The 24,563-nt window shown below is 43.2% G+C and carries 24 protein-coding genes, 1 riboswitch and 1 other annotated feature; of the genes, 4 read left to right on the forward strand and 20 right to left on the reverse strand.

The window, feature by feature from the left end:
- Positions 1 to 70: 70 nt before the first annotated feature.
- The 11 genes from L4D05_RS06725 to L4D05_RS06775 all read right to left on the reverse strand — a co-directional run bounded on the left by L4D05_RS06725 (position 71) and on the right by L4D05_RS06775 (position 11,652).
- Entirely contained in the window at positions 71 to 748 is a 678-nt protein-coding gene (locus tag L4D05_RS06725; RefSeq protein ID WP_428751788.1) for an ABC transporter permease, read from the reverse strand.
- A gap of 2 nt (positions 749 to 750) precedes the next feature.
- Positions 751 to 1,491 carry an ABC transporter permease gene (locus L4D05_RS06730; protein ID WP_265673431.1) on the reverse strand — a complete coding sequence of 247 codons (741 nt, stop codon included), beginning with the start codon at positions 1,489 to 1,491 and terminating at the stop codon, positions 751 to 753.
- 122 nt (positions 1,492 to 1,613) lie between these two features.
- A complete protein-coding gene (locus L4D05_RS06735) occupies positions 1,614 to 2,384 on the reverse strand; it encodes an ABC transporter substrate-binding protein (RefSeq protein ID WP_265673430.1) in 771 nt (256 codons plus the stop codon).
- A 155-nt stretch (positions 2,385 to 2,539) separates the two neighbouring features.
- Positions 2,540 to 3,310 (reverse strand): ABC transporter ATP-binding protein, encoded by a 771-nt coding sequence (locus L4D05_RS06740; RefSeq protein ID WP_428751787.1) that lies wholly within the window; start codon positions 3,308 to 3,310, stop codon positions 2,540 to 2,542.
- A gap of 485 nt (positions 3,311 to 3,795) precedes the next feature.
- Positions 3,796 to 4,536: a 1-(5-phosphoribosyl)-5-[(5-phosphoribosylamino)methylideneamino]imidazole-4-carboxamide isomerase gene (gene hisA / locus L4D05_RS06745; RefSeq protein WP_428793409.1), complete on the reverse strand. Its 741-nt coding sequence runs from the start codon at positions 4,534 to 4,536 to the stop codon at positions 3,796 to 3,798.
- A gap of 128 nt (positions 4,537 to 4,664) precedes the next feature.
- The gene (gene hisH / locus L4D05_RS06750; RefSeq protein WP_428793410.1) at positions 4,665 to 5,288 is read right to left on the reverse strand and encodes an imidazole glycerol phosphate synthase subunit HisH; all 624 of its coding nucleotides are present in this window, start codon (positions 5,286 to 5,288) and stop codon (positions 4,665 to 4,667) included.
- On the reverse strand, positions 5,288 to 6,361 hold the full coding sequence (gene hisB / locus L4D05_RS06755; protein ID WP_428793411.1) for a bifunctional histidinol-phosphatase/imidazoleglycerol-phosphate dehydratase HisB: 1,074 nt from the start codon (positions 6,359 to 6,361) through the stop codon (positions 5,288 to 5,290). Before hisB ends, hisH begins: the two co-directional genes overlap by 1 nt.
- A gap of 27 nt (positions 6,362 to 6,388) precedes the next feature.
- A complete protein-coding gene (hisC, locus tag L4D05_RS06760) occupies positions 6,389 to 7,441 on the reverse strand; it encodes a histidinol-phosphate transaminase (RefSeq protein WP_428751783.1) in 1,053 nt (350 codons plus the stop codon).
- On the reverse strand, positions 7,441 to 8,739 hold the full coding sequence (hisD, locus tag L4D05_RS06765; protein WP_428751782.1) for a histidinol dehydrogenase: 1,299 nt from the start codon (positions 8,737 to 8,739) through the stop codon (positions 7,441 to 7,443). Before hisD ends, hisC begins: the two co-directional genes overlap by 1 nt.
- A gap of 5 nt (positions 8,740 to 8,744) precedes the next feature.
- Entirely contained in the window at positions 8,745 to 9,641 is an 897-nt protein-coding gene (gene hisG, locus L4D05_RS06770; protein ID WP_428751780.1) for an ATP phosphoribosyltransferase, read from the reverse strand.
- Positions 9,642 to 9,684: 43 nt separating this feature from the next.
- Positions 9,685 to 9,819, reverse strand: a sequence feature (His leader region).
- Positions 9,820 to 10,050: 231 nt separating this feature from the next.
- Entirely contained in the window at positions 10,051 to 11,652 is a 1,602-nt protein-coding gene (locus L4D05_RS06775; RefSeq protein WP_428793412.1) for a Na+/H+ antiporter NhaC family protein, read from the reverse strand.
- 131 nt (positions 11,653 to 11,783) lie between these two features.
- A riboswitch (Lysine riboswitch) is annotated at positions 11,784 to 11,966 on the reverse strand.
- 671 nt (positions 11,967 to 12,637) lie between these two features.
- Between L4D05_RS06775 and L4D05_RS06780 the strand changes: the two genes are divergently transcribed.
- Positions 12,638 to 13,045, forward strand: a complete 408-nt coding sequence (locus L4D05_RS06780) for an H-NS family histone-like protein (protein ID WP_428751771.1) — start codon at positions 12,638 to 12,640, stop codon at positions 13,043 to 13,045.
- A gap of 59 nt (positions 13,046 to 13,104) precedes the next feature.
- On the opposite strand, the gene L4D05_RS06785 is transcribed toward L4D05_RS06780, so the two are convergent.
- The gene (locus L4D05_RS06785) at positions 13,105 to 14,409 is read right to left on the reverse strand and encodes an inosine/guanosine kinase (protein ID WP_428751770.1); all 1,305 of its coding nucleotides are present in this window, start codon (positions 14,407 to 14,409) and stop codon (positions 13,105 to 13,107) included.
- A gap of 238 nt (positions 14,410 to 14,647) precedes the next feature.
- On the opposite strand from L4D05_RS06785, the gene mnmA reads away from it, so the two are divergent.
- From mnmA to purB, 3 genes are all read left to right on the forward strand, one after another.
- Positions 14,648 to 15,757, forward strand: a complete 1,110-nt coding sequence (mnmA, locus tag L4D05_RS06790) for a tRNA 2-thiouridine(34) synthase MnmA (protein WP_428751769.1) — start codon at positions 14,648 to 14,650, stop codon at positions 15,755 to 15,757.
- 17 nt (positions 15,758 to 15,774) lie between these two features.
- Positions 15,775 to 16,392, forward strand: coding sequence for a high frequency lysogenization protein HflD (hflD, locus tag L4D05_RS06795; protein ID WP_428793413.1), 618 nt, complete (start codon positions 15,775 to 15,777; stop codon positions 16,390 to 16,392).
- Between the two features lie 279 nt (positions 16,393 to 16,671).
- The gene (gene purB, locus L4D05_RS06800) at positions 16,672 to 18,042 is read left to right on the forward strand and encodes an adenylosuccinate lyase (RefSeq protein ID WP_428793414.1); all 1,371 of its coding nucleotides are present in this window, start codon (positions 16,672 to 16,674) and stop codon (positions 18,040 to 18,042) included.
- Positions 18,043 to 18,329: 287 nt separating this feature from the next.
- Here purB and L4D05_RS06805 read toward each other — a convergent pair whose 3' ends face one another.
- The 8 genes from L4D05_RS06805 to L4D05_RS06840 form a co-directional block, all read right to left on the reverse strand.
- The gene (locus L4D05_RS06805; RefSeq protein ID WP_428793415.1) at positions 18,330 to 18,854 is read right to left on the reverse strand and encodes a DUF3833 domain-containing protein; all 525 of its coding nucleotides are present in this window, start codon (positions 18,852 to 18,854) and stop codon (positions 18,330 to 18,332) included.
- Positions 18,851 to 19,405 (reverse strand): chalcone isomerase family protein, encoded by a 555-nt coding sequence (locus L4D05_RS06810; protein WP_428751765.1) that lies wholly within the window; start codon positions 19,403 to 19,405, stop codon positions 18,851 to 18,853. The genes L4D05_RS06805 and L4D05_RS06810 overlap by 4 nt, the downstream gene beginning before the upstream one ends.
- Positions 19,395 to 19,910 (reverse strand): DUF2878 domain-containing protein, encoded by a 516-nt coding sequence (locus tag L4D05_RS06815; RefSeq protein ID WP_428793416.1) that lies wholly within the window; start codon positions 19,908 to 19,910, stop codon positions 19,395 to 19,397. The genes L4D05_RS06810 and L4D05_RS06815 overlap by 11 nt, the downstream gene beginning before the upstream one ends.
- Before the next feature lie 47 nt (positions 19,911 to 19,957).
- Complete coding sequence (locus tag L4D05_RS06820; RefSeq protein WP_428793417.1) at positions 19,958 to 21,211, reverse strand: class I SAM-dependent methyltransferase; 1,254 nt, start codon at positions 21,209 to 21,211, stop codon at positions 19,958 to 19,960.
- Positions 21,212 to 21,222: 11 nt separating this feature from the next.
- Positions 21,223 to 22,011 carry a DUF1365 domain-containing protein gene (locus L4D05_RS06825; RefSeq protein WP_428793418.1) on the reverse strand — a complete coding sequence of 263 codons (789 nt, stop codon included), beginning with the start codon at positions 22,009 to 22,011 and terminating at the stop codon, positions 21,223 to 21,225.
- Positions 22,008 to 23,288 carry an NAD(P)/FAD-dependent oxidoreductase gene (locus tag L4D05_RS06830; protein WP_428793419.1) on the reverse strand — a complete coding sequence of 427 codons (1,281 nt, stop codon included), beginning with the start codon at positions 23,286 to 23,288 and terminating at the stop codon, positions 22,008 to 22,010. Before L4D05_RS06830 ends, L4D05_RS06825 begins: the two co-directional genes overlap by 4 nt.
- A gap of 67 nt (positions 23,289 to 23,355) precedes the next feature.
- Positions 23,356 to 24,090: an SDR family NAD(P)-dependent oxidoreductase gene (locus L4D05_RS06835; RefSeq protein ID WP_428751757.1), complete on the reverse strand. Its 735-nt coding sequence runs from the start codon at positions 24,088 to 24,090 to the stop codon at positions 23,356 to 23,358.
- Positions 24,090 to 24,509 (reverse strand): nuclear transport factor 2 family protein, encoded by a 420-nt coding sequence (locus L4D05_RS06840; protein ID WP_428793420.1) that lies wholly within the window; start codon positions 24,507 to 24,509, stop codon positions 24,090 to 24,092. The genes L4D05_RS06835 and L4D05_RS06840 overlap by 1 nt, the downstream gene beginning before the upstream one ends.
- Positions 24,510 to 24,563: the final 54 nt, after the last annotated feature.

The raw sequence follows: 24,563 nt of genomic DNA on the forward strand, positions 1-24,563 counted from the left end.
AAAGCGCTGCGATGTTCAACCGCGGCGCTTTTTTATCTGTTACTTATTATTTATTATCTGCTTCCATTACTTAGCTTAATGGTCGTAAATAGGCGAGGAAACGTTTTTCTGCGTTTTTAAATACCCAAAGAATAATAAACGTTAGCGCCATATAAAATAAACCGGCCGCTAAAAATGACTCAAATGGCGCATAATAGCGAGCATTCACCAACCTTGCAGCACCCGTAAGGTCCATAATAGTGACAATCCCTGCTACGGCAGAGCCATGTAACATGAAGATCACTTCGTTACTATAAGCAGGAAGCGCTCGACGTAGCGCACTTGGCAAAATGATTCGACGATAGGTTTTCCAATATCCCATTCCATAGGCCTTTGCCGCTTCAACCTCACCTTTTGGCAAGCCATTAATGGCACCACGAATGATCTCCGCAGTATATGCCGAGGTATTTAAAACGAATGCGACAAGTGCACAAAACCATGCATTCTCCCATAAGGTGCCTTTAACTGGGAAAAACTGGTCCATACCATAGTAAATGAGATACAGCTGAACTAATAATGGTGTACCACGAAAAAAATAGATAAATGCCCACGAAGGTGCTACCGCGAAATAGTTACTACTATTGCGAGCAATCGCCAACGGGATGGCAACACACAGGCCAATGACTAATGCTAGTGAAACCAGCCATGCCGTCGTCCATAGTCCGTCAAGGTAAACAGGGAAGCTGTCGATAATGATAGAAAAGTCCATATCTACCTCGTATGAATACTGAATTTGCGCTCAACCAGCTTGAGAAAGCCTGTCGATACTGCGGTAAAAAACAAAAAGATTAAGGCAACCGTCATGTAAAACGTAAATGGCATCTTAGTAGAGCCTGCCGCTAACGAACTCACACGTACCATGTCTTCCAAACCAATGATGGAAACAAGCGCTGTTGTTTTCAATAATACTAGCCAGTTGTTACCAAAGCCGGGCAATGCATGTCGGATCATTTGCGGTAATAAAATGCGTCGAAACGCCATTGGTCCACTCATGCCGTAAGCTTTCGCCGCTTCCATCTCACCTTTATCAACGGCCATAATTGCACCTCGAAAGGTCTCCGCCATATATGCGCCAAAGATAAAGCCTATGGTAAGAACACCGGCAATGAACGGCGAAACATCAATATAATCAGGTAAATAAGACGTCCACTCGTGATTAGGATCACTAGATGTAAACCAGTTATTGAGCCATTCATTGGCCGCATACAGGCTATTATTGAGTAGGATCTGCCCGCCAAAGAAGATCAACATCATTAGCACCAGATCTGGGATGCCGCGAATAACGGTTGTATATAGCGTGGCTATCGCACGTGCCCAACGGTAAGGAGCAAGTTTAGCCAACGCACCTAACATGCCCAAAAGCATGGCAAGAATGAGCGACAGTACCGCTACTTCTATCGTCAACACCGCCCCTTTTAAAATTGAGGCTTCATATCCTTGTAAATCGAGCATAGCTTCTTCCAACAGCGAAACTTAAATATTGATAAACTTACCAAATACGTTATCGAGCCCTATTTGGTAAAAAGGCTTGAGATAATACTCAAGCCTTATCAAAGCGTAATTAAATGAGTAATTTACTCACCGTATACGTCGTAGTTAAAGTATTTTGCGGCGATATCTTGGTAAATACCTTTCTCACGTAATGACAGGATTGCCGCATCCAATTGCTTGGTCAGATCTTTATCTTGTTTACGTACTGCGATACCGAAGCCGTCACCAAACCATTTTGGATCAGTTAAAGAAGGACCAACGAATTCGTAAGCTTCTCCGCCTTCTTTCTTAAGTACGCCATCTTCCAATGCTGACGCATCACCAAGTACAGCGGCAATACGACCATTACCTAAATCAAGATAAGCTTCATCGAATGAGCCATAACGTACAATTTCAACGCTATCGCCGAAGTTGTCCGTTAGATATTTGTCATGGGTGGTTGCACGTTGTACGCCAATTTTAACGCCATTTAGATTTTCAAAATCAATACCAGCGCCTTTCTTAGCAATAAACTTGTTCGGAATCAGTGCGTATTTACCAGTGAAATCGATTTTCTTTTTGCGTTCTTCAGTAATCGACATCGCGGCAATGATAGCGTCATATTTACGAGCCAATAGTGAAGGAATAATGCCATCCCAATCTTGAGGTACGATGACACATTTTGCTTTCAACTCTTCACAAAGCGCATTAGCCATGTCAACGTCAAAACCTTTTAATGACCCATCAGCTTCTGTCCAGCTAAACGGAGGGTACGCACCTTCAATGCCAAAACGCACTGTTTTCCATTCCTTTGCTTGCGCTACCCCAGTTGCTGCTGTTGCAACAATCGCTGCTGCTAATAACCACTTTTTCATTTCCATACTCCTGTGATTTACATTATTTTTAACTTACATTATTTTGTTTTTGTGTTGTGTTGTGTTGTGTTGTGTTGTGTTGTGTTGTGTTGTGTTGTGTTGTGTTGCTTTTTATCGTTATTTTGAGCGGCACTCAAAATAGAGATGCTCTCAAATTAATATATCGAAGAGATAAATTGCTTTAAACGTTCTGATTTTGGCGTAGTAAATAGCTGCGCAGGATCGCCCTGCTCTTCCACCAGCCCTTGATGAAGAAACATGACGTGGTTAGACACATCACGTGCAAACGCCATTTCATGTGTTACCACTAGCATTGTTCGCCCTTCTTCAGCTAGATCACGCATCACACCTAGAACTTCTCCAACAAGCTCGGGATCCAGTGCAGAAGTCGGCTCATCAAATAGCATGACTTCAGGTTCAACAGCAAGTGCACGCGCAATGGCTGCTCGTTGTTGTTGACCACCAGATAGATGACCCGGATAGTAATCCTTGCGTTCGTAAAGACCGACTTTTTTCAGAAGTAGTTCTGCGTTTTCAATAGCTTGAGCTTTAGGGACACCCAGTACATGAATAGGTGCTTCGATGACGTTCTCTAGCACTGTCATGTGAGACCACAGATTGAATCCTTGAAATACCATCGCTAAGCGCGAGCGAATACGTTGTACTTGCTTTTCGTTGACAGGAACGGCTTCACCAGAGCGGTTGTTTTTCATCTGGATCAATTCACCATTTACCCAGATCTCTCCCTGAGTAGGGGTTTCTAGAAGGTTAATGCAGCGAAGAAATGTACTTTTTCCAGAACCTGATGAGCCAATTATTGAAATGACATCACCTTTATGAGCGGTAAGGGAAATTCCCTTTAAAACTTCATTTTGACCAAATGTCTTGTGCAGTTCTTTTATGTCCAGCGCTGGTACATCATTCATGCGCTTGTGCTCCCTGTATTTTATTGACTGCGAAGGTACTCCGACCTTTTGATATTCGATACAAGCTAGCACTACAAAGTGCCGTTTGCAACAAATTATTAACCTAATATACTCGCTAATTCAGAGATTATAACTGAGAAAATATGCATGTTAAAGTGCTTTAACCTCGCCTTTATGAATAATAGCAGCCAATAGATGCAAATCTAGTCACTTCCCACTCATAATTAAAATCAATCTGATATATTTCCAAAATGTTACATAAAGCCACTCGATATTAGAGCTTATGCCTATAGAAACCACCAATATTCAGAATATAAGTCCAACTTATGTACCATTAGCGAAACTTATGCCCCGTTTGTTTATTGATAGAAATGTGATTTTAGTGGCCATTTGTTGATGGAAACTAGCCAGGAAGCATAAAAAAACAGCACGCTTAGCGTGCTGTTTTTATTTTCGTCACGTGTGTTGTCAATGGCTTATTGTCGTTACGTAGGCGTATTCCACAACGAAAATGCCTGCTCGGCAGTAAACTTGCCATCAAGCAGTGCTCGCCCAACAATAACTCCAGAAACACCACTGCCTTTCAAAGCGGCAATATCATCTAAGCTACCAATGCCACCTGATGATTGAAACTGGACCTGCGGGTATTGCCGACATAAATCGACGTAAAGCTCTACATTGCTACCTTTTAGCGTCCCGTCACGTGAAATATCTGTACATAACACATGAGTTAAACCAACCGTTAGGTAATCATCAATAAGCGCTTCGATGGTCACGCCAGAATCTTCTTGCCAGCCTGAAATAGCGACATTTCTGATTCCGTTAGCATCAATGTTAATATCAAGAGCAAGGACGATTTTTTCAGGTCCATATTTTTCCATCCATCCCTTCACAAGTTCAGGCTCCTTGACCGCAGTCGAACCAACGACAACACGCTGAGCCCCAGCTTCTAATAGATCAACCACGTCTTGCTCACTACGAACCCCTCCGCCAATCTGAATATGGGCAGGCGTACTCGCGAGTAAGGTCGCGATTAAATCCAATTGGCGTGCCGTGGTATCTTTTGCACCAGTAAGATCAACAAGGTGCAGCCAGTCTGCTCCTGCTTGATGATAGAGATTGAACTGCTGCGCAGGATCAACCTTATACTCAGTTACTTGACCATAGTCGCCTTGATAAAGTCTAACGACTTGTCCTTCGATTAAATCGAGTGCTGGAATTATCACTGTTAAGTCCCTTTCACTAATTTTTTAACTAATAGTTTCTAACTAATCTTAAATAGCGCTCTTTTCGCTGCCTATCAACACACCATAGCAATGCTGATAAGTTGGCTTTCTTATGAAGAATAAACGCCTTATACCAACTCAAGAAAATTCTGGATTAGTTTTGACCCAGCTTTAGACGAGCGCTCGGGGTGAAATTGCACACCATAATAGTTGCCACTTTGGATTGCAGCACTAAAAGGGCAACCATAATCACATTGCGCAATGGTGTAGTCACCCACCGGCATACCGAAGCTGTGCACAAAGTAGAAATACTCTGAATCTTCAATACCCGAAAACAAAGGATTTCCTTCATCAGCCTTCACGGTATTCCAGCCCATATGCGGCAATGGTAAGTCGCCAGTTTCTAGTTTTTTAACTTCACCAGAGCAAAGCCCAAGACAGTCGACTATTTCATCCGCTTTTTGTCCCTTCTCTTGTGACAGTTTTCCCAACAACTGCATGCCCAGACAAATTCCAAGCAGTGGCTGCTCGACCTTTTTCACAAGTTCAATAAGATCCCGTTCTTCGAGATTTTTCATCGCCTCGCTCGCCGTGCCGACACCGGGTAAAAACAGTTTATCGGCGGCAAGAACGATATCCGCATCTTTTGATATTGTGACCTGGTAACCAAGGCGCTCAATAGCAAACTTAACTGAAGATACATTGGCGCAGCCAGTATCAATAATAACGACTTTTTGTTCTGCTTTAGCCATTACAACACTCCTTTACTGCTCGGGAGCTCTGTACCTTCCACTTTAATCGCCTGACGCAAGGTTCGACCAAATGCTTTGAAAAGGCTCTCAATAATGTGGTGATCATTGTGGCCTGATGACGAAAGGTGCAGCGTACACGCTAGAGTATCCGTTAGCGAACGGAAGAAGTGCACAACCATCTCAGTAGATAAATCGCCAACTTGTTCGCGGGAAAATTCCGCTTCAAATTTCAGGTATGGACGTCCAGACAAATCTAATCCACATTGCGCTAAACATTCATCCATCGGTAAACTAAATCCGAACCGACCAATACCACGCTTATCACCTAACGCTTCTTTTAGTGCCTGCCCTAGTGCCAACGCCGTATCTTCAATCGTATGATGATCATCGATATGTAGATCACCTTTCACATCAATTTTCATTTGAAAACCGCCGTGTGTGGCAATTTGATCCAACATATGATCGAAGAAACCCATTCCAGTAGAGATCTCGTTACCGCCCGATTCATCAAGGTTAACTAACACCTTAATGTCGGTTTCTTTTGTCGTTCTTATGACTTCTGCAGTACGAGCATTAACGGTGAGATCTTTGAGAATATCTCTCCAACCCATCGTTTTCGGATGATATTGAATACCACGAATTGCCATATTTTCGGCAAGCTGCAAATCTGTCGCTCGGTCACCGATAACCACCGATGTTTTAAAGTCCACTTTGCCACTTTGTAAATACTCTTTCACCATGCCCAGTTTAGGCTTACGACATGAACAGTTATCTTCATCAAAGTGCGGACAAATAAGCACATCGTCAAACATGACACCTTGCGACTCAAAGATTTCCATCATCATATCTTGCGGCGCATCAAAATCAGCTTGAGGATAACTATCGGTACCCAATCCGTCCTGATTGGTCACCATGACAAGTCGGTAACCTGCATTTTGTAATGCCAACAAGCTTGGGATGACATACGGTTCTAATTTCAGCTTATCCAAACGATCGACTTGAAAATCAACGGGCGGCTCGACAATCAGCGTGCCATCGCGGTCGATAAATAAGATTTTTTGTTGATTGCTCACTATAAAATTCCTTGTCAGTATGCTCTGTTAGGCAGCGCTTTGATTAATTTGATTGCGGATAAATGCCAACGTTTTTTCGCACTCTTCACGATTACCAACACTGATACGTACACAGTTTTCAATTGGTGAATTACGTAAAATAATACCGTTGTCCCAAGTGGCTTTAAAAAGCTCATCACCATCGGTAAATTCAACTAGAAGGTAGTTCCCCCACCCTTCATGAACCACGACCCCCGGCAAGAGTGATAAACCCGCCTGCAAATACGCACGGTTGGCATTGAGATCCAATACTTGATATTTAGTACGAGCCAAGCCATGTTCTGATAACGCTTGAATCGCAATATCAGCAACAGGAACAGGCACTGGATACGGAGCAATAACCTTAAGTAGTACATTAATGAGAGATTCATTTGCTAAGGTAAAGCCGCAGCGTAACCCCGCAAGTGCGAACGCCTTAGATAGCGTACGTAAAATCGCCAGATTGGAATAGTCTGCGAGTAAATCGACCGTTGATGCCTCTGGACAAAAGTCGATATAAGCTTCATCCATAACGACGATCGCTTTATCTTTGGTCATTTCGAGCAAGGCGATAATATCGTCACGATTAACTAAGTTGCCCGTCGGATTATTAGGGCTGCAAACGAACACCAATTTTACTGCGTCCAAATTTGCTTCGATCGCAGGAAGATCAAGCTGCCAATCATCCGTCAATGGTACAACCTTTCTCTCAACACCAATGGTTTCTGCGCTAATGGCATACATTCCATAGGTCGGCGGACAATACAAAATACTGTCTTTACCTGGTTCACAGAAAGCGCGAATCAACAACTCAATACCTTCGTCGGCACCACGTGAAGTAAGAGTCTGACTTGCCTCAACACCCGCATAAGAGGCGTAAGCTTCTATTAACGCTTTAGGTTGGCATTCGCTATACCGATTAAGACGAGCAAAATCTGTTTTATATTCATTATCAAATGGTGATTCATTGGCATTCAACCAAATGTCGCCACTGCCACCAATTCGTCTTGCCGACATATAAGGGGTAAGAGCCTGAACTTGTTTACGAGCTAATTTTTCCATCACTTCTGCTCCTGCATCAGCTTTTCTACACGGATTGTGACTGCTCGCTTGTGCGCATCTAACCCTTCCGCTTCTGCCATTGTCACGACAGTTGGCGCGAGTAACTGTAGCCCCTCTTTTGAAAGCTCTTGTACTGTCATGCGCTTAGAAAAGTCGGCTAAACCCAAGCTCGAGTGCGTTCTTGTATAACCGTAGGTTGGCAATACATGGTTCGTCCCTGAAGCATAGTCACCGACGGACTCTGGCGACCAATCACCTAAAAATATCGAGCCTGCGTTGTCGAGCAGTGATAACAGTTCACGCGGGTTCTTCGTTTGAACAATAAGGTGCTCTGGTCCGTAATAATTCGAAATGGAAACACACTGAGTTAAAGAGTCAGCAATAATCACCAAGCTCGACCCTAATGCTTTCTCTGCAATTTCTGCACGCGACAGTGCTTTTAGTTGGTTACGTACTGCTTCTGTGACTTGATCTGCTAATACCGCTGACGGTGTCACCAAAACAACCTGAGAATCTGGACCATGCTCCGCTTGACTCAACAGATCTGCTGCGATGAATTCTGGGTCGGCACTATCATCGGCAATAACCAGCACTTCAGAAGGACCCGCTGGCATATCAATTGCCGCACCACGAAAATCGTTACTAACCTGACGCTTCGCCTCTGTGACATAGGCATTGCCTGGACCAAAGATCTTATCCACTTTGGCTACCGTTTCTGTCCCATAGGCCATTGCCGCCACAGCCTGACCACCGCCGACATTATAAACTTCGTCAATCTTACATAGCTTTGCCACATATAAGATTTCATCCGCAATAGGAGGAGGCGAACACAATACGACCTTCCGGCATCCCGCTATTTGTGCTGGCACGCCTAACATCAATACCGTTGAAGGCAGTGGTGCGCTCCCCCCAGGAATATACAAGCCCACTTTATTAATTGGGCGCGTCACTTGCTCACAAACCACGCCTGGTTGCGTTTCAACCTTCAGTGATTGCGGCTTTTGCGCTTTATGAAAGGTCGAAATATTGGCATACGCTTGCTCTAGAGCTTGCTTCATGTTCGCAGAAAGACGATCTGAGGCGGCGTCAATCTCGTCACTAGACACTCGAATGGAGTCGGGACAAACCTTATCAAACTTTTCGGTCAGCGCTAATACAGCACTATCGCCGCCTTGACGCACCTGATCAATCACTGAAGAGACTGCAGCAGTAATACTCACTCCGTCAGCAATAGCTGGTCGCTCCAAAATTGATTCCTGTTGGGATTGGCTCAGTGAGCGCCATACAACGGTTCTCATAGTCATTACCCCATCATTTTTTCAATTGGCAATACAAGTATTGAGCTAGCACCTAGCTCTTTTAAGCCTTCCATTGTTTCCCAAAAGAGATTTTCAGTACTCACTAGGTGAACGGCAACGCGCTCTTTATCAGTAGATAGCGGCAATACCGTCGGGTCTTCAGCTCCCGGTAGTAGCGCTTTAATCTGTTCCAATTTTTCAACTGGAGCATGTAGCATAATGTACTTAGACTCTTTCGCTTGCTGCACACCTTGCATACGCGTCAGAAGCTTTTCAATCAGCGCTAACTTATCAGCATCAAACTCACCTTTACGCTGAATCAGCGTCGCTTTAGAACGGAAGATCACTTCCGCTTCTTTCAAGCCGTTAGCCTCAAGCGTTGCGCCAGTTGAAACCAAATCAGCAATCGCATCAGCAAGCCCTGCTCGTGGAGCAACTTCTACCGAACCCGTTAGCATACAAGCGCTGAAGTTCACGCCTTGCTTATCCATGTAGGATTTCAAAAGCTGAGGATACGTGGTAGCAATGCGCTTACCTGCCAAATCTTGCGGTCCGTTATACGTTTCGTCTTTATCTATCGCAATGGATAAGCGACACCCACCAAAATCTAAGCGGCGCAATGTAAGAAATTCGTTGGGTTCACCCAGTGCAATACGGTCTAAACGCACTTCTTCTAGTTCATTTTCACCAATGAAGCCCAGATCAACGACACCATCCATAATAAGTCCAGGAATGTCATCATCGCGAACCAACAACAAATCAATTGGCATATTTAGTGAATGAACCACAAGGCGCTCACCCATAACGTTGAACTTCACTCCACATTTTTTTAGTAGATCTTGGCTGTCTCTACTAAGACGACCTTTCTTTTGAATTGCGATTCTTAGGCGTTGTGATTGCATTGCTGTATCCCTGTGCAAATTATTGATTTTTTTTAAATTATAAAACGAAAAACCCTCGGGAGCTTTAGTCTCCCGAGGGTTAAATTCTTAAATCTTGCTTCGAACCACCGAGAGTTTTTTTAGCTCTCAGGTATGCGTGCATCTCCCGAAAGACTAGATTGGGTGATGATGGTGATGATGAATGTTCATATCGTTATTACGCATAGTTATTTGGCGATTCCTTTTAAGCTGTGACTTCACACTAACTAAGCTCAGTTAAATTTTCAACAATTAATTTGCAGTTTTTTAAAATTTAATCTAGTTCGAACCCTGTCGAACTCGATCGCAATGTCATTCACATTGGATAGGGCCAAAAAAAAGAGCCCTGACAGGCTCTTTTCAATCTACTCATCACTATGAAAGATATGAGTTACGCTTTAACATCTTTTGTCATGCGAGCTTTAGATAACGCAGAAAGCACGCAACAAACTAATACAAATGTCACACTAGCTGCGGCAAACGAAATCCAAACAGAGTTTGTCATACCTAGCGCGATGAAACCGACGCAAGACACAACAGCGACTGACAATGCGTATGGCAACTGAGTCGATACGTGGTCAATGTGATTACAACGAGCACCTGTTGAAGACAAAATCGTCGTATCTGAAATTGGTGAACAATGGTCACCAAATACCGAACCAGCCAGTACCGCACCTAACATTGGTAACATCATAGCGATATCCGTCGCACCAGCCATGTCACCCGCAATTGGTAACATAATGCCAAACGTACCCCATGATGTACCTGTTGAAAATGCCATCAAGCCAGCCAATAGGAACAAAATCACCGGCAACCAATGAACATCAATATTGCCCTGAACGGTAGACGACAAGTAAGCACCGGTCTTCATATCGCCAATCACAGAGCCAATTGACCATGCAAAGAACAAGATCAGAATTGCACCAAACATCGATTTAGCACCAATCCACATCGTTAATGCGATATCTTTTGCTGCTAGCTTTTGTTTCACTACCGTATAAATCGCCATTGCAAGACCAGCACTGCCACCGTAAATCAGTGACATACCTACATCGGTATTTTCAAATGCCCCTAACATATTAAACGGTAGGCCGTCAGCAGCTAGGGCTTGGCTACCAGTAAATAGCATCGCCCCGACCATTGCAAAGATAAGTACGACAATAGGAAGAACAAGATCAGAGACTGACCCAAAGTCGCTTTCTTTAATATCAAGCTCTTCGTTTAGTTCGTGTGCTTCTTTTGCATCGTTTTCTTGGTCATGATCAAAACCAATACCTTGCTTCGCGCGCATCTCATGTTTACGCATTGGGCCAACATCAAGTTGGAACCAAGCTACAGCAAACACCATTAGTAACGCAAAGACAGCATAAAAGTTCATTGGAATAAGTCGAACATAAGCACCAATTGCCGAGTATTCAGTAATACCATGACTAATTAAGATGCCACTGACAATCGTCATGATATAAGCGCCCCAGCTAGAAGCTGGCATCAAGACACACATTGGAGCGGCTGTTGAGTCCAAAATGTAGGCAAGCTTAGCACGTGACACATAAAAGCGATCCGTGACTGGGCGTGAAATGGCGCCAACCGCAAGGCTGTTAAAGTAGTCATCAACAAAAATGAAAACGCCAAGGAATGCTGCCAGTAATTTGGAACCGCGCTTGCTTTTTACGCGAGACTGGGCCCATTCAGCAAATGCTTTTGTACCACCGGATAAGGTGAGAAGTGCCGTCATCATACCAAGCAACAATAAGAAGCCGACGATACTCATATTCCAAAGATTCAAGCCACCGTCTTCAATGATGACACCAGAAACAGTATCAAAGACGTAACCTGCAGCATTGGCAACAGAGTAATCATTAAGAAGGAAGGCACCGAGAACAATACCTACTCCTAAAGAGAGTAAAACGCGACGTGTGATAATAGCCAAACTCAAAGCTACGATCGGCGGTAGCAGTGACAATGGTGAGGAAGCAAAATCGATTAAGTTCATGATCTTCAAAAACCAGTTTTAATTATGGTCAGAGATCTACTGCAGACATATGTAAGCACCCGTTTTGGGTATACACATACAGATTTCAACAAATGTTGAATAAGCGAAAGAAAAGCGATGGCTTTCCCAACCCCTACAGTAGCGCTCCATAGTTTAACAAATAATAGACTATGGCAGTGTTGTTCCTTTCAGAGACAACCCCAGCGAGAAAGCGTGATCTTCTATTCCCACTTCGGCGACTGCGCCTTTTGTTGTCGTCCATTGGCATCACCCCAACGACAAGTACTTTTCGCAGTCGCACCTCTACATCAAAAGTAACGTTTACCACTAATCCTACAAGTGTAGCATTAGAAGAAAATTCTTACTTTTGCATTAGGTGCGCGCCATTGTACTTACTGACCTGTCAATTGCAACATCAATATTGTGAATAAGTTGTTATAGATAGAGGGAGGTATGGCTGAGATTATTTAGAGATGAAGTATGACTCCAAAAGACTACGACGACAATAATCACTATATTTCGTAGCGGTATTGCAACAACATTGTACGTTTGAACGTGCTACTCTTCGGAACTCTAATAGCTGATAGTAAATAAATAATAGAGCGTTAATGTTTGCTCACTCCCTAAAGTACACGAACTATAGACATTTAGCATAATTAAGCCCGACATTTACTATTTACTTTAGTTCACTTAGAAATGTAACTTTCACGCCATTTAAACGCCCCGAAAGATGATAGACAAATATGCAACCACGCTATCTACCATCTAGTGAACTCGTATTGATACCGCTCGCAGTATCATTAAAAACATTGTTAAACCATGACTATTAATGTAATCACACGTTACATTTAGGGTCGTTTCTCATTCTTTTATCAATTTTCTGTAAAAATTAATATATTTTCACTTTTGTTACAGCTATTTTATTGTCAATATAGAAAATGACGTTTATTATTAATCTCGAACAAAATAAATCATGGGAATTGTCATGTCTGAATTAACAAAAACTTTGCTTAATATTCGTAGCCTGCGTGCATTTGCTCGTGAACTAACGGTTGAGCAACTTGAAGAAGCACTAGAAAAGTTAACGCTTGTTGTCGCTGAGCGTCAAGAGTCTGAAAAAGAAGAAAGAGCAGAAAGAGAAGCTCGCGAAGCTAAGCTAAGCGAATACGCTCAAATGATTGCTAAAGATGGCATCGACGTTGAAGATTTAATTGCAGCATTGTCTGGTGAATCAAAAGCAAAAAGCAAAAGCAAACGTGCACCACGCCCAGCAAAATACAAATATGTTGATGGCAATGGCGCAGAAAAAACATGGACTGGCCAAGGCCGTACTCCATCAGTAATTCAAGCTGCTCTAGATGCGGGTAAGTCTCTAGAAGAATTTGAACTTTAATCCTCTATATCTAATTGAATTAGAGTTATATAAAAAAAGCGCCTTTCGGCGCTTTTTTATTATCTTTCCCAATACGCTTCTTCTAAGCTATCTTCTCTTTCTGGTAAGCCTCTCGACAACCTCGGCGAATGCTGAACCAATACTTCATAACTTGCTCTATTAGAATACTTGCACACTTGTGAGAAAGAAGAGTAAGTTAAAAACTGATATTGATGTTTACTGGAATTTGGCACATTTTCTCTATGGTGTTTATTCGCTGCCATGTCATGCAATAATGCCGACAGTGCTGCATCACCCGCACCATTGGTATTTTTAATCTTCTCTGGGCCACCCATATACGGTGCAATGTGAGAGTACACTTTAATGGGGTTATTACATTCTGCCTTTACGGCTGGACGACTAAATTCGTAACGATTAAATTCCGCAATACTACCCGGTAGTAATGGCAATGACGTTTCTCGCTTGGCATCACTTTCCGTATAACCACCCATAAATAGTCCAATTGGACCAGCGGTACACAATACTAAGTCTACCCACTCGAGTGCTTTATCCGATGCAGCCAAAGGATCACTCTCGCCTGTCAGAGCTTCTGCTTCATCTTCATTCATCGCAACAACTGTGACATGCTGCTTTAAAAAATCCTGCCAATATTCCGGGTCGTCTTGAATAACAAAACGGGTCCCTAACGTTAGTACCACTGGCACGTTATATTTTTTGGCATACTCTATCGCCTGCATGGTCGCTTCTGGCATTGGATCGCCCGGTTTACAACGCACTAAATAAGCGGTTAATACTAACGCTGACGCTTTTTTGAAGATATTTTCTGGGATACTTTCCGGCTTAAGCTGGTTCATTTTCCCTTCACTAATTGCAAACGTACGCTCGCCGTCTTCAGTAATAAGGGTGAAGCAACGTCCTATCGCACCGTCAACACCTTGCAAATAGTTAAGATCCATTCGGCTTGATGTATTACAAAGATAACGGTATCCGTAACTACCAATCTTAATATCTGAGCTCATCACACCGAGTAATACAGACTTGTCATCGGCAAGTACAGAAAAGTTGTGCAATGTATTCCCTATCGTTCCACCAGCAAATTCATTGGTGATGAGTTCTTTTTCCTTTAACTCTGTGTATAAAGCTTCTGCGGCTTTATCATCAATAACCAATGAATGTCCTTTACTCAAACGATATTTTTCGATCAAGCTACTGTCTACTTTCGCTTCAATATCAACCAAGGTTTGGTCAATACCGACAATATGCGTTTTAGACATTTTTTTACTGCTTTGCGCTTGGCTCACTAATGGGTCGCGAGCATGAACGGGAAAGTAGTGCTTGGATTTTCTTTGGCCAGGGAATTTCATAACGTAATCTGCTTAGGGAAAAAGAAGGCGGCAATTCTAACTCTGTATAGATCATCAGAGCAATATAGGCAATAAAGGCAAACGATTACCTATTCATTTTTTTGTCAAAAGACTTGTATTTCTCTTGTTGAAGACACACATAACGTGCTTAAGAAAGTGTGATTTAGTTCGCGGAACTGTATTGCACGTTTTGTTTCTGCTAAAATCTGCGTCCAATTACTATAGGTGGTATTTAAACATGTCTGATAACAGCCAAAAGAAAGTGATCGTCGGTATGTCCGGCGGTGTGGACTCATCCGTTTCTGCCTATCTTCTAAAACAGCAGGGCTATCAAGTAGAAGGCCTGTTTATGAAGAACTGGGAAGAAGACGATAACGAAGAGTACTGCACGGCTGCAGAAGATCTTGCAGACGCACAAGCTGTTTGCGACAAGCTAGGTATCCACCTTCATACTATCAACTTTGCTGCAGAATACTGGGATAATGTCTTTGAGTATTTCTTGGCAGAGTATAAAGCAGGGCGCACGCCAAACCCTGACATCCTTTGTAACAAAGAAATTAAGTTCAAAGCCTTTTTAGAGTTTGCCGATGAAGTACTTGACGCCGACTATATAGCTATGGGTCATTATGTCAGTCGTACATTCCCAGAAAACGGTGAAAAGCCAAAAATGCTGCGTGGCTTAGATAGCAACAAAGACCAAAGCTATTTCCTATATACATTAAGCCATGAGCAAGTAGCACGCAGTCTATTTCCAGTGGGTGAGCTAGAAAAACCTGAAGTACGTCGTATCGCGGAAGAGCAAGACCTGATTACTGCGAAGAAAAAAGACTCGACCGGTATCTGTTTTATTGGTGAGCGCAAATTTACCGACTTCTTGTCTCGCTATTTACCTGCGCAACCGGGTAAAATCGAGACACCTGAAGGCACTGTCATTGGCGAGCATCAAGGTTTAATGTACCACACGTTAGGACAGCGTAAGGGGCTACATATTGGTGGCCAAAAAGGCGGCGGTGGTAATGAAGAACCGTGGTATGTAGCCGAAAAAGATCTTAAACGTAATGTCTTAATTGCAGTGCAAGGGGCCGATCACCCGTTATTAAAGTCAAATGGCTTACGTGCATCTCAATTACACTGGGTTGATCGTGAAATCATTACTGAACCAATGACATGCACAGTGAAAACACGTTATCGTCAACAAGATATCCCTTGTACTATCATTCCAATGGATGATAACAACATCAAAGTCATCTTTGATGAACCTCAGGTCGCCGTTACACCTGGGCAATCTGCCGTCTTCTATAAAGACAACGTATGTCTAGGTGGCGGTATCATTGAAGAGCGCATTTAATTTATTAGGAGAACTACGTGGCTAATACACTTTACGACCGTACCATTGCATTCGCTGGCATTTGTCAAGCCGTTGCGCTCGTGCAAAACATGGCAAAAGACGGTCACTGTGATTCAGACGCGTTTGAAACTTCACTAAAAGCAATCACCAACATAAGCCCATCAAATACCCTTAGTGTATTTGGCAACGAGTCGGATTTAAAAGTTGGACTCGAATGCTTGGTTAACGGTATTGACAGCACACCGACCGGAAGTGAAATCACACGTTATATCATTAGTTTAATGGCGCTCGAGCGTAAGCTAAGTAGCCGTAACGATGCCATGTCTCAGTTAGGGGATCGTATTCAAATGGTTGAACGACAGCTCGAACACTACGATCTGTTAGACGAACAAATGATCAGCAACCTTGCCAGCGTTTATCTTGATGTCGTCAGCCCTATTGGCCCAAGAATTCAAGTCACGGGTACGCCTTCTGTCTTACAACAAACTGGCACCCAACAGAAAGTGCGCGCATTACTATTATCTGGCATCCGTAGCGCGGTTTTATGGCGTCAGGTCGGTGGCAAGCGTCGTCACTTAGTATTTGGACGTAAGAAGATGATCGAACAAGCCAAAATTCTTTTAGCTAGGCTCTGATAGGCTAGCTCGAATACAAGATTCAGCTCGCACTTTGTTGCGAGCTATTTGTTTAAAGCCTATTCACCTTAAGGCGCTTCGCTTTGTTAAAACAATAGTGTTTTATTCGCGCTATATCGTTTAACTAAAGCAACATAGCTTATTAGAAAAGGTTTTAGACGAATACTACCTTTGGACCAACACAACCCTCGCGCAAACGTTTGCCTAATGTGCGTGACAATTGCGACGGTTATTGGTATAAAGCTCACGAAATTTAGAAACCCAATTCAGGAGAACACCATGGAACTGTCAGCATTGACTGCTGTTTCACCAGTAGACGGCCGTTACGGAAGCAAAACAACTGCACTACGCAGCATCTTTAGTGAGTTTGGCCTACTAAAGTACCGCTCTATCGTTGAAATTCGTTGGCTACAAAAGCTTGCCGCTACAGATGCAATCAAAGAAGTTCCGGCATTCAGTGCAGAAGCAAATCAGTTTCTAAATGAATTAGCAGCTAACTTTAGCGAAGACGATGCCGCTCGTATCAAAGAAATTGAGCGCACAACCAACCACGATGTAAAAGCGGTTGAGTATTTTCTAAAAGAACAAGTAGCCGGTGTTCCTGAGCTTCACGCGGTTAATGAGTTCATCCATTTTGCGTGTACTTCTGAAGATATTAACAACACGTCTCATGCTCTGATGCTTAAAGAAGCTCGCGAGACGGTTATTCTTCCTGAACTTCGTAACATCATTGATGCAATCGGCAAGCTTGCTGTTGAATATCGTGATATTCCATTACTATCTCGCACACACGGTCAGCCAGCTTCCCCGTCAACAATGGGTAAAGAGATGGCAAATGTTGCGTACCGTATGGAACGTCAATACAAGCAAATCGAAGCAGTAGAGATCCTAGGTAAAGTGAACGGTGCGGTTGGTAACTACAACGCTCACCTATCAGCTTACCCTGAGCTAGATTGGCACAAGTTTAGTGAAGAATTCATCACTGACTCTCTTGGCGTTACGTGGAACCCGTACACAACGCAAATCGAACCTCACGATTATATTGCTGAGCTTTTTGACGCTATCGCTCGCTTTAACACTATCCTAATCGATTTCGATCGTGACGTATGGGGCTACATCGCGCTAGGTCACTTCAAGCAAAAAACAATTGCTGGTGAAATCGGCTCATCAACTATGCCACATAAAGTAAACCCAATTGACTTCGAAAACTCTGAAGGCAACTTAGGGCTTGCGAACGCGGTATTTGCTCACCTAGCACAAAAACTTCCAGTTTCACGTTGGCAACGTGACCTAACTGACTCAACGGTTCTTCGTAACCTTGGTGTTGGTGTGGGTTACGCAATCATTGCTTATACTTCAACTCTGAAAGGTATTAGCAAACTTGAAGTAAACCGTGAAGCATTGCTTGCAGAGCTTGATAAGAACTGGGAAGTTCTTGCCGAACCTGTACAAACAGTGATGCGTCGCTACGGTATCGAAAAGCCTTATGAAAAGCTTAAAGAACTAACTCGTGGTAAACGCGTAGATGGCGAAGCTATGCGTAACTTCATTGATGGCCTAGAGCTACCAGAAGATGAAAAAGCACGTCTAAAATTAATGACGCCTGCTAACTACATTGGTCAAGCGATTGAACTTACTGACAAGCTTTAATATCTAGTGTTGGAACCAGCCTGTCTTCTTATAGGCTGTGTTATCGTACTATGGTGAAAAAGGTTTGATATACGTAGAAGGGCTGCATCACTGCAGCCCTTTTGTTTTGCTCTCGATTTTACATTTCTAAATAGCAGACGGTAAATGAGAACTCACGTCTATTTACTTGGCAATATTGCTTTTGCCAAAAAGTAATATTGTTACCCAGTACTTTTGAGGCTTATTGCTTTAGTCACTTATACCTTGAATAGCTTGTACCTTAAGTAGCTTGTAGCTTTAATAGGTACTTATTTTTGAAAAAACAAAGTAATCGTGCCTACTTCCTTACCGAGTTTTCTGATACTCGTTAGATTGAAGATATGGTCTTCATCTTGCCTGTAGAGCCAATCATCAAAAGCTACCGTAAAGGTTGAGCCATCTACCTCTAATTCAAAATCGTACTGCCATCGTAGCGCGTTCCCCACCGTTTCCCCGGTTGCGACACCAATAATGTCATCTGCCGTTCCTTCGTATGAGCCATCCTCTAAACGCTTGATCGTCCAAATTCTTTGATCGGTTTCTCCATCATGAAAGACAAAGTCTTCGGTCAACGTTAGGGTGTCACCTTCCACCTCCCCTACAATGTCGACAACAAAGCGTCGTGTTTGTTTTTCAGCGTAATCTTGAACCATTCCCCAAGCCCGAGATTGACCGTTAAAATAACCGAATAAGTCAAAACTCGGTGTACTTTCATCATACTCATCCAGATTGGCACTGCAGGATGTCAGCAATACAACCATCATTAACCAAAGTGTTAAAGCGAGCTTTTTCATCTGTTCATCCCTATAAGTTGCGCTCTCAATTTAGGATACTGGCTATTCGGTGCTAACCAAATGCCAAGAAACCCGTCGTTTAACGCTTCATCGTCAATTCTTCCTACCGCTTGCAAGGGCTTTTCATCGGTTAAATAATAAAAAGACCCAGACGCGCCGTCTGACACGTAAATCAATTGCTGTCCTTCTTCAATGTCAGGAAACACATCATAAAGCCTTGCTATCCATTGGTTTCTAATTTCCTTATCAACGCCCATTTTTTCCCATTGGTCTAATGTCGCATCCAAGAGTTGCGTGCGACTTATGTCCCTTTGATACTGTATCCTGAGCGCGATTGGGTGCGGTGACACATCAGACGACAGAGTATATGTGCCTTGTGGTGTAAGAAGTTGCGAGCGGTAGACATCAAAAAATAGCCAACTGAGTTGAGCTTCACCGACGACTTTCCAATGACGCCAAGCTTCATAGCTGACTGCATTATCAGGTCCAGCCTTTACTGGGGTTGATATTGCCGTAAGCAGTAGTGCGAACGTTGCTAATTTACGAATCATGCTTCAGTACTCCTTCCGTCAAACGCTGATAACTGACAACAAACCAAATAATCGCTAACCACTCCATAAACAGAATCATCATGGTTAGTGGTAGTGAATACCCTACGACGACGGCACCCAGTTTGTTACCAGCTAAATAACTCAGCGCGCCACCCGCGCCTCCTATTAGTGATACGTATAGGATTGGGTATTGCATCAAAGTACTGCGTAAAAAATTGGCGTACCAAGAAAACGCCAGCCATAGTGTCACTAACCAAACAGGCAACGCAGGGACTGAAAAAATGAGGACATTGCTCATCACATTGAGGCTATCTAGGATAAGACCTAACAAAGCGATCAGCACCACATCTCTTAGACTGATTGATAACACTCGATAAGTGGTGATGATTGTCAAGAGCGCAAGCGCAAGACCGAGCCATTGAAAGCGCGATTGCCCAACGACAGAGAGAAACCATAAACATTGAAACCAAGTACTGACACAAATAAGCTTAGCAACGTGTGACATTGTTTTTCCCTCTTCAATGGCGTCTATTTCAGTTATCTAGGTTCGTTTCACGAGTTTCTTTGTAGAGTCATATGCACCGTGCTAATACTTTTCGCTCTAAACCCCCCTTCGCAATAACAAAAGTAATAACGCCACATTCGAATAAAGCGCTCGTCATAGCCAAGCTGCTTTACCGTTGGAAGGGCTTGTTCGAACCTTGCTCTCCAATCGGCAAGGGTGGTAGCATAATCTGAGCCAATGTCGAATAGGTCTCGCGTCACTAAGTCAGTGTGCTTGGTACATGCACTGGTCAATGCAGTAATTGAAGGTAGAAAGCCACCCGGGAAGATATACTTCTGGATAAAATCGACATTTTTTGAATAACTATCGTAACGTTGATCGGCAATCGTAATCGCTTGAATCGCCATCAAGCCTTTAGGCTTTAACATCGATTGGCACTTTTTCAGATAAGAGGTAAGAAATTGTTTACCAACGGCTTCTATCATCTCTATCGACACCAATTTGTCGTACTGCCCCTCTAATAAACGATAGTCTTGTTTCAATAACGTTATCCGCTCATTGAGCCCAAGCTCATTGATTTTGTTCTGCGCATAATCAAATTGTTCATCAGAGATGGTTGTCGTGGTGACCTGGCAACCATAGCGTTGAGCCATATAAATAGCCATTGCTCCCCAGCCTGTACCAATTTCAAGAACATGATCGTCACTAGAGAGCTGAAGCTGCTGACAAAGGCGCTCCATCTTGTTTAATTGTGCGGTTTCTAGTGAATCTGCGTCACTGTGATAAATAGCCGATGAGTAGAGCATGCGCTCATCAAGAAAGGTCTCATATAAAGCATTACCTAAATCATAGTGAGCGTGAATATTCTCTCGTGAGTTATCCAGAGTATTCCGCTTTCCCCAATGCCCCAACCAATACAGTATTCGTGTCAAAGGCGTAGATTTTGCTTCAATGGTATCCAGCGCCGACATGTTGATCGCCATGAGTTCCATCACACACGTTAAATCCGGGCTATCCCACCAGCCATCCATGTATGCTTCCCCAGCTGCGATGCTCCCACCCTTTAACAATCGACGATAAAAATCCGGATGCTTCACTTCTATTACCGCATTTGGCTTACCGCGTTCTGGGCGACCAAAACGCTCACTGACATGTTTGTTGCCCAATCCATTTTGTTCAAAACTCTCTACAATCGTTAAGCAACCGATATCCAGTTTATAAAGGCAATTGAATGCCACCGATCTGGCGGTTTTCTGAATAGTTGTCAGCGTTTGAGAACTGACTAGTGTCGTGTCCAACATAAAGCACTCCCTTAATCTTTAGAATTTTGTTGAGATAAAGCCTCCGCAGGGCTACTTTTTTTCTCTGGATGATCGTAGATGGGCATGCCTTTGCACCACAGTTTAAAGGCGTGCCAATAAATGCCAGCCACCACTTTTACTGCCATCACGGGTGTTTTGATCAGTAGAGATAACAATTGTTTCGAGCAAAAAGGCTGGCTCTTCATTGATACCGTCGCATCAAATTCTTTATGATCACGATGGCAAGCCAAGTGAACAAACAACCGTTCTCCAAGCGGCTTAAGCTTCCATTTGTACTGCTGATCTATCGGATTGAACGGCGATACATGAAAGGCTTTATCATGTTGCCAGTTCTCATCTTGGTTGCCACTTTGTGCGTTAACTGCGTAATAATGGCGTTCATTCCAAGGCGTATTACTCACCTCGGCTAACAGGTATTGCCATTGTCCTCTCTTATCGTAGAGGTAATAGAAATTGACCGGACTAAAGTAAATCCCTAGATAACGCAAATGGCACACGGCAATCACTTTGCCCGTGAGTTTGTCTCCGGTAAGTTCATGCACCTTATTCTGTAGAGCTAGCTTTAAATCGCCTTGCCCCAAATAGTCTGTGCGTTGAAATCTTGCCCAATGCCACCACTTATCGCCAAAGCCCCAAACACTCTGCTTCAACTGCTCCAACTCATCAAGATCGATAGCGGGCATGAACAATGGATATCGCAAATAGTGCTTTTTAGGCGTAAAGCGTCTATGGTCAACGCTTCCTACCATTAAGCGGCTGTTGGCTACTGGAGCACTCATGCGACCCCCTTAATGGGATTGCTTTGATCGCGGTTGAGAGCTTGGATTCTCTTAACCACATCCAGCGCGCTTCTAACTCCATCTTCATGGAACCCGTTATACCAATACGCACCACAAAACCAAGTCTCATTGCCTCCAAATAGCTCCTCTCTGCGATTCTGAGCTCGAATGGATTTTGAAGTAAACACTGGATGAGAATAATGAAAAGTACGCAGTATCTTATCGCTATCAACCAGATTCGAAGAGTTCAGAGATACACAAAGTGTACTGGATGACTCAATGTGTTGAAGGATATTCATATTGTAAGTGAGTGTGGGCATCTGCTCTTCACACCCTTCGTTTAACGCATAATTCCATGATGCCCAAGCGCGTTGCTCCTTCGGTAGCAAACGAACATCCGTATGTAATACCACTTCATTCAATTGATACTCCATATCAGACAAAATACTCCGCTCACTTTCAGTTGGCGCTTCTAGCATGCTTAATGCTTGGTCGCTATGACAAGCAAAAATCACTTGATCAAACCACTGCGATTCGCCATTCACTATCACCTCAACCGCTTGGTCGTAACGTTTCACAGTCGTCACCGGAGCATTGAGTTGTATCTTATCGGCGAAACCACGTGTTAAAGGTTCAATGTATGCCCGTGAGCCGCCATCAATGACGTACCATTGCGGTCGATTCACAACATCCAGTAAGCCATGGTTAAGGAAGAATCGTAAAAAGAAACCTAACGGAAACGCGCGCATATCTGCCAATGTCGAAGACCAAATCGCAGCCCCCATTGGTAGAATGTAGTTAGTGCAAAAGTAGTCACTAAATTCATGCTCATTTAAAAAGGAATCTAGTGTCGTCTCCGATGCAATATCATTCTCCGCAAATTCTTTTGCTAGTTTATTAAAACGTAATATTTCAAAGACGAACCGGTAGAAGGTAGGACTGAGCCAATTTTTCTTTTGAGCGAATAACGTGGAAACCGTGTGACCGTTATATTCAAGACCATTTGCCTGATTTTTCACGCTAAAGCTCATTTGCGTTGGTGTGCTTGTCACGCCAATTTCATCCATCATTTTTATGAAATTAGGGTATGTGCGATCATTGAATACGATGAATCCTGTATCGACTGCGTGCGGCTCACCGTCAACGTTTATATCAACCGTGGCGGTGTGACCACCAATATAATGGTTCGCTTCAAAAAGTGTCACATCGTGCTCATTGTGTAAGTGGTAACCACACGTTAACCCTGATATTCCTGTCCCGATAATGGCAATTTTCATAATGAATTCCTTTTTAATTGCAGCTAATCATTTCGTCAATTCACTCGGTTGTTACGTAGGTATTTTGCTAACTAAGAAGCTTATTGACTAAGTAGGTTTGCCACGAGTACGGCAGCAACGATATAACGCGAATAATCGCAGTGAATTTTGCTGGGAAGTAGATGTGAGACTGACGTTTTTCTATCCCCTTTCGAATAGCGGCTGACGCTTCCTCAACTTCTATCATCATTGGCATGTCAAAATCGTTTTTATCGGTTAAGGGCGTTCTTACAAAACCAGGATACACACAAGATAACGTTACGCCTTTGGCTTTCCAGTCAAGTTGCAATGCACGTATTAGATAACTCACCGCAGCTTTTGACGCTCCATAGGCTTCCGCTCTTGGCAATGCCAACTCACTTGCGATAGATCCAACGACAACAATATGATGTTTATTTGATAGCATCCCTTGTATCGCTTCTAGCACGTGAATGACGCCAAACATATTGACATCAAACACACGCTTCATTACCTCTGAATTGATATGCCCCTCATCCATGTACTCACAATCACCTGCATTAATGATCCACAACGTTGGCATAGTGGATAAACTTCTAATCGTAAGGTCAACTTCGTCTTGGTTAGTAACATCGAAAGACAACAGGTGGATATTCTCGCGCCCCGCTTTTAACTCTTCTAATTTGAGGATAGAGCGTCCACAGGCATAGACTTCATAGCCTTGATTTGCATAATCGTCAGCAAGTTGCTTTCCTATACCGGAAGAAGCGCCAGTGATGAAAACCGTCTGATTTTCAGAGTCCATTAGTTACCCAACCTTTTTTTGATGCCTTTAATCAACCCACCAAGCACGACAATATGTTCGTAGAGCATTTCTCCAAGATCAAAGTAGTCTCGATGGTAAATCACAAGACCATTTTCAAATTGAATGTGGCTTGCGCCTTTCACTGAAATGGGCTGACCGCGATTTAGCTTTGGATGTTGAAGATTCATTGTCCAAGTTAGAAAGCCTTGGCTTTCAAGTTGCTGTTGCTGCTCTATGTCAAATTCACATCGAATGACGTTGGCATAAAGCGCATGAAAGTAAGCCACTAGAGAGGTCTTCCCCACAACGGTATGTGCAGGATCTTCAAAGACGACGCTGTCATGATAAACACCCTCTAATAAATACAAGCTCTGCTTGTCTAGCTGCTGATACAGGCGGCTTACATCGTTAATATTCACATCACTTCCTTTTAAATTTCGCCATCATTTTATTAAATTTAGTCTGTTTTAAAG

The sequence above is a fragment of the Vibrio nomapromontoriensis genome (assembly GCF_050337205.1).
GTDB lineage: Bacteria > Pseudomonadota > Gammaproteobacteria > Enterobacterales > Vibrionaceae > Vibrio > Vibrio nomapromontoriensis.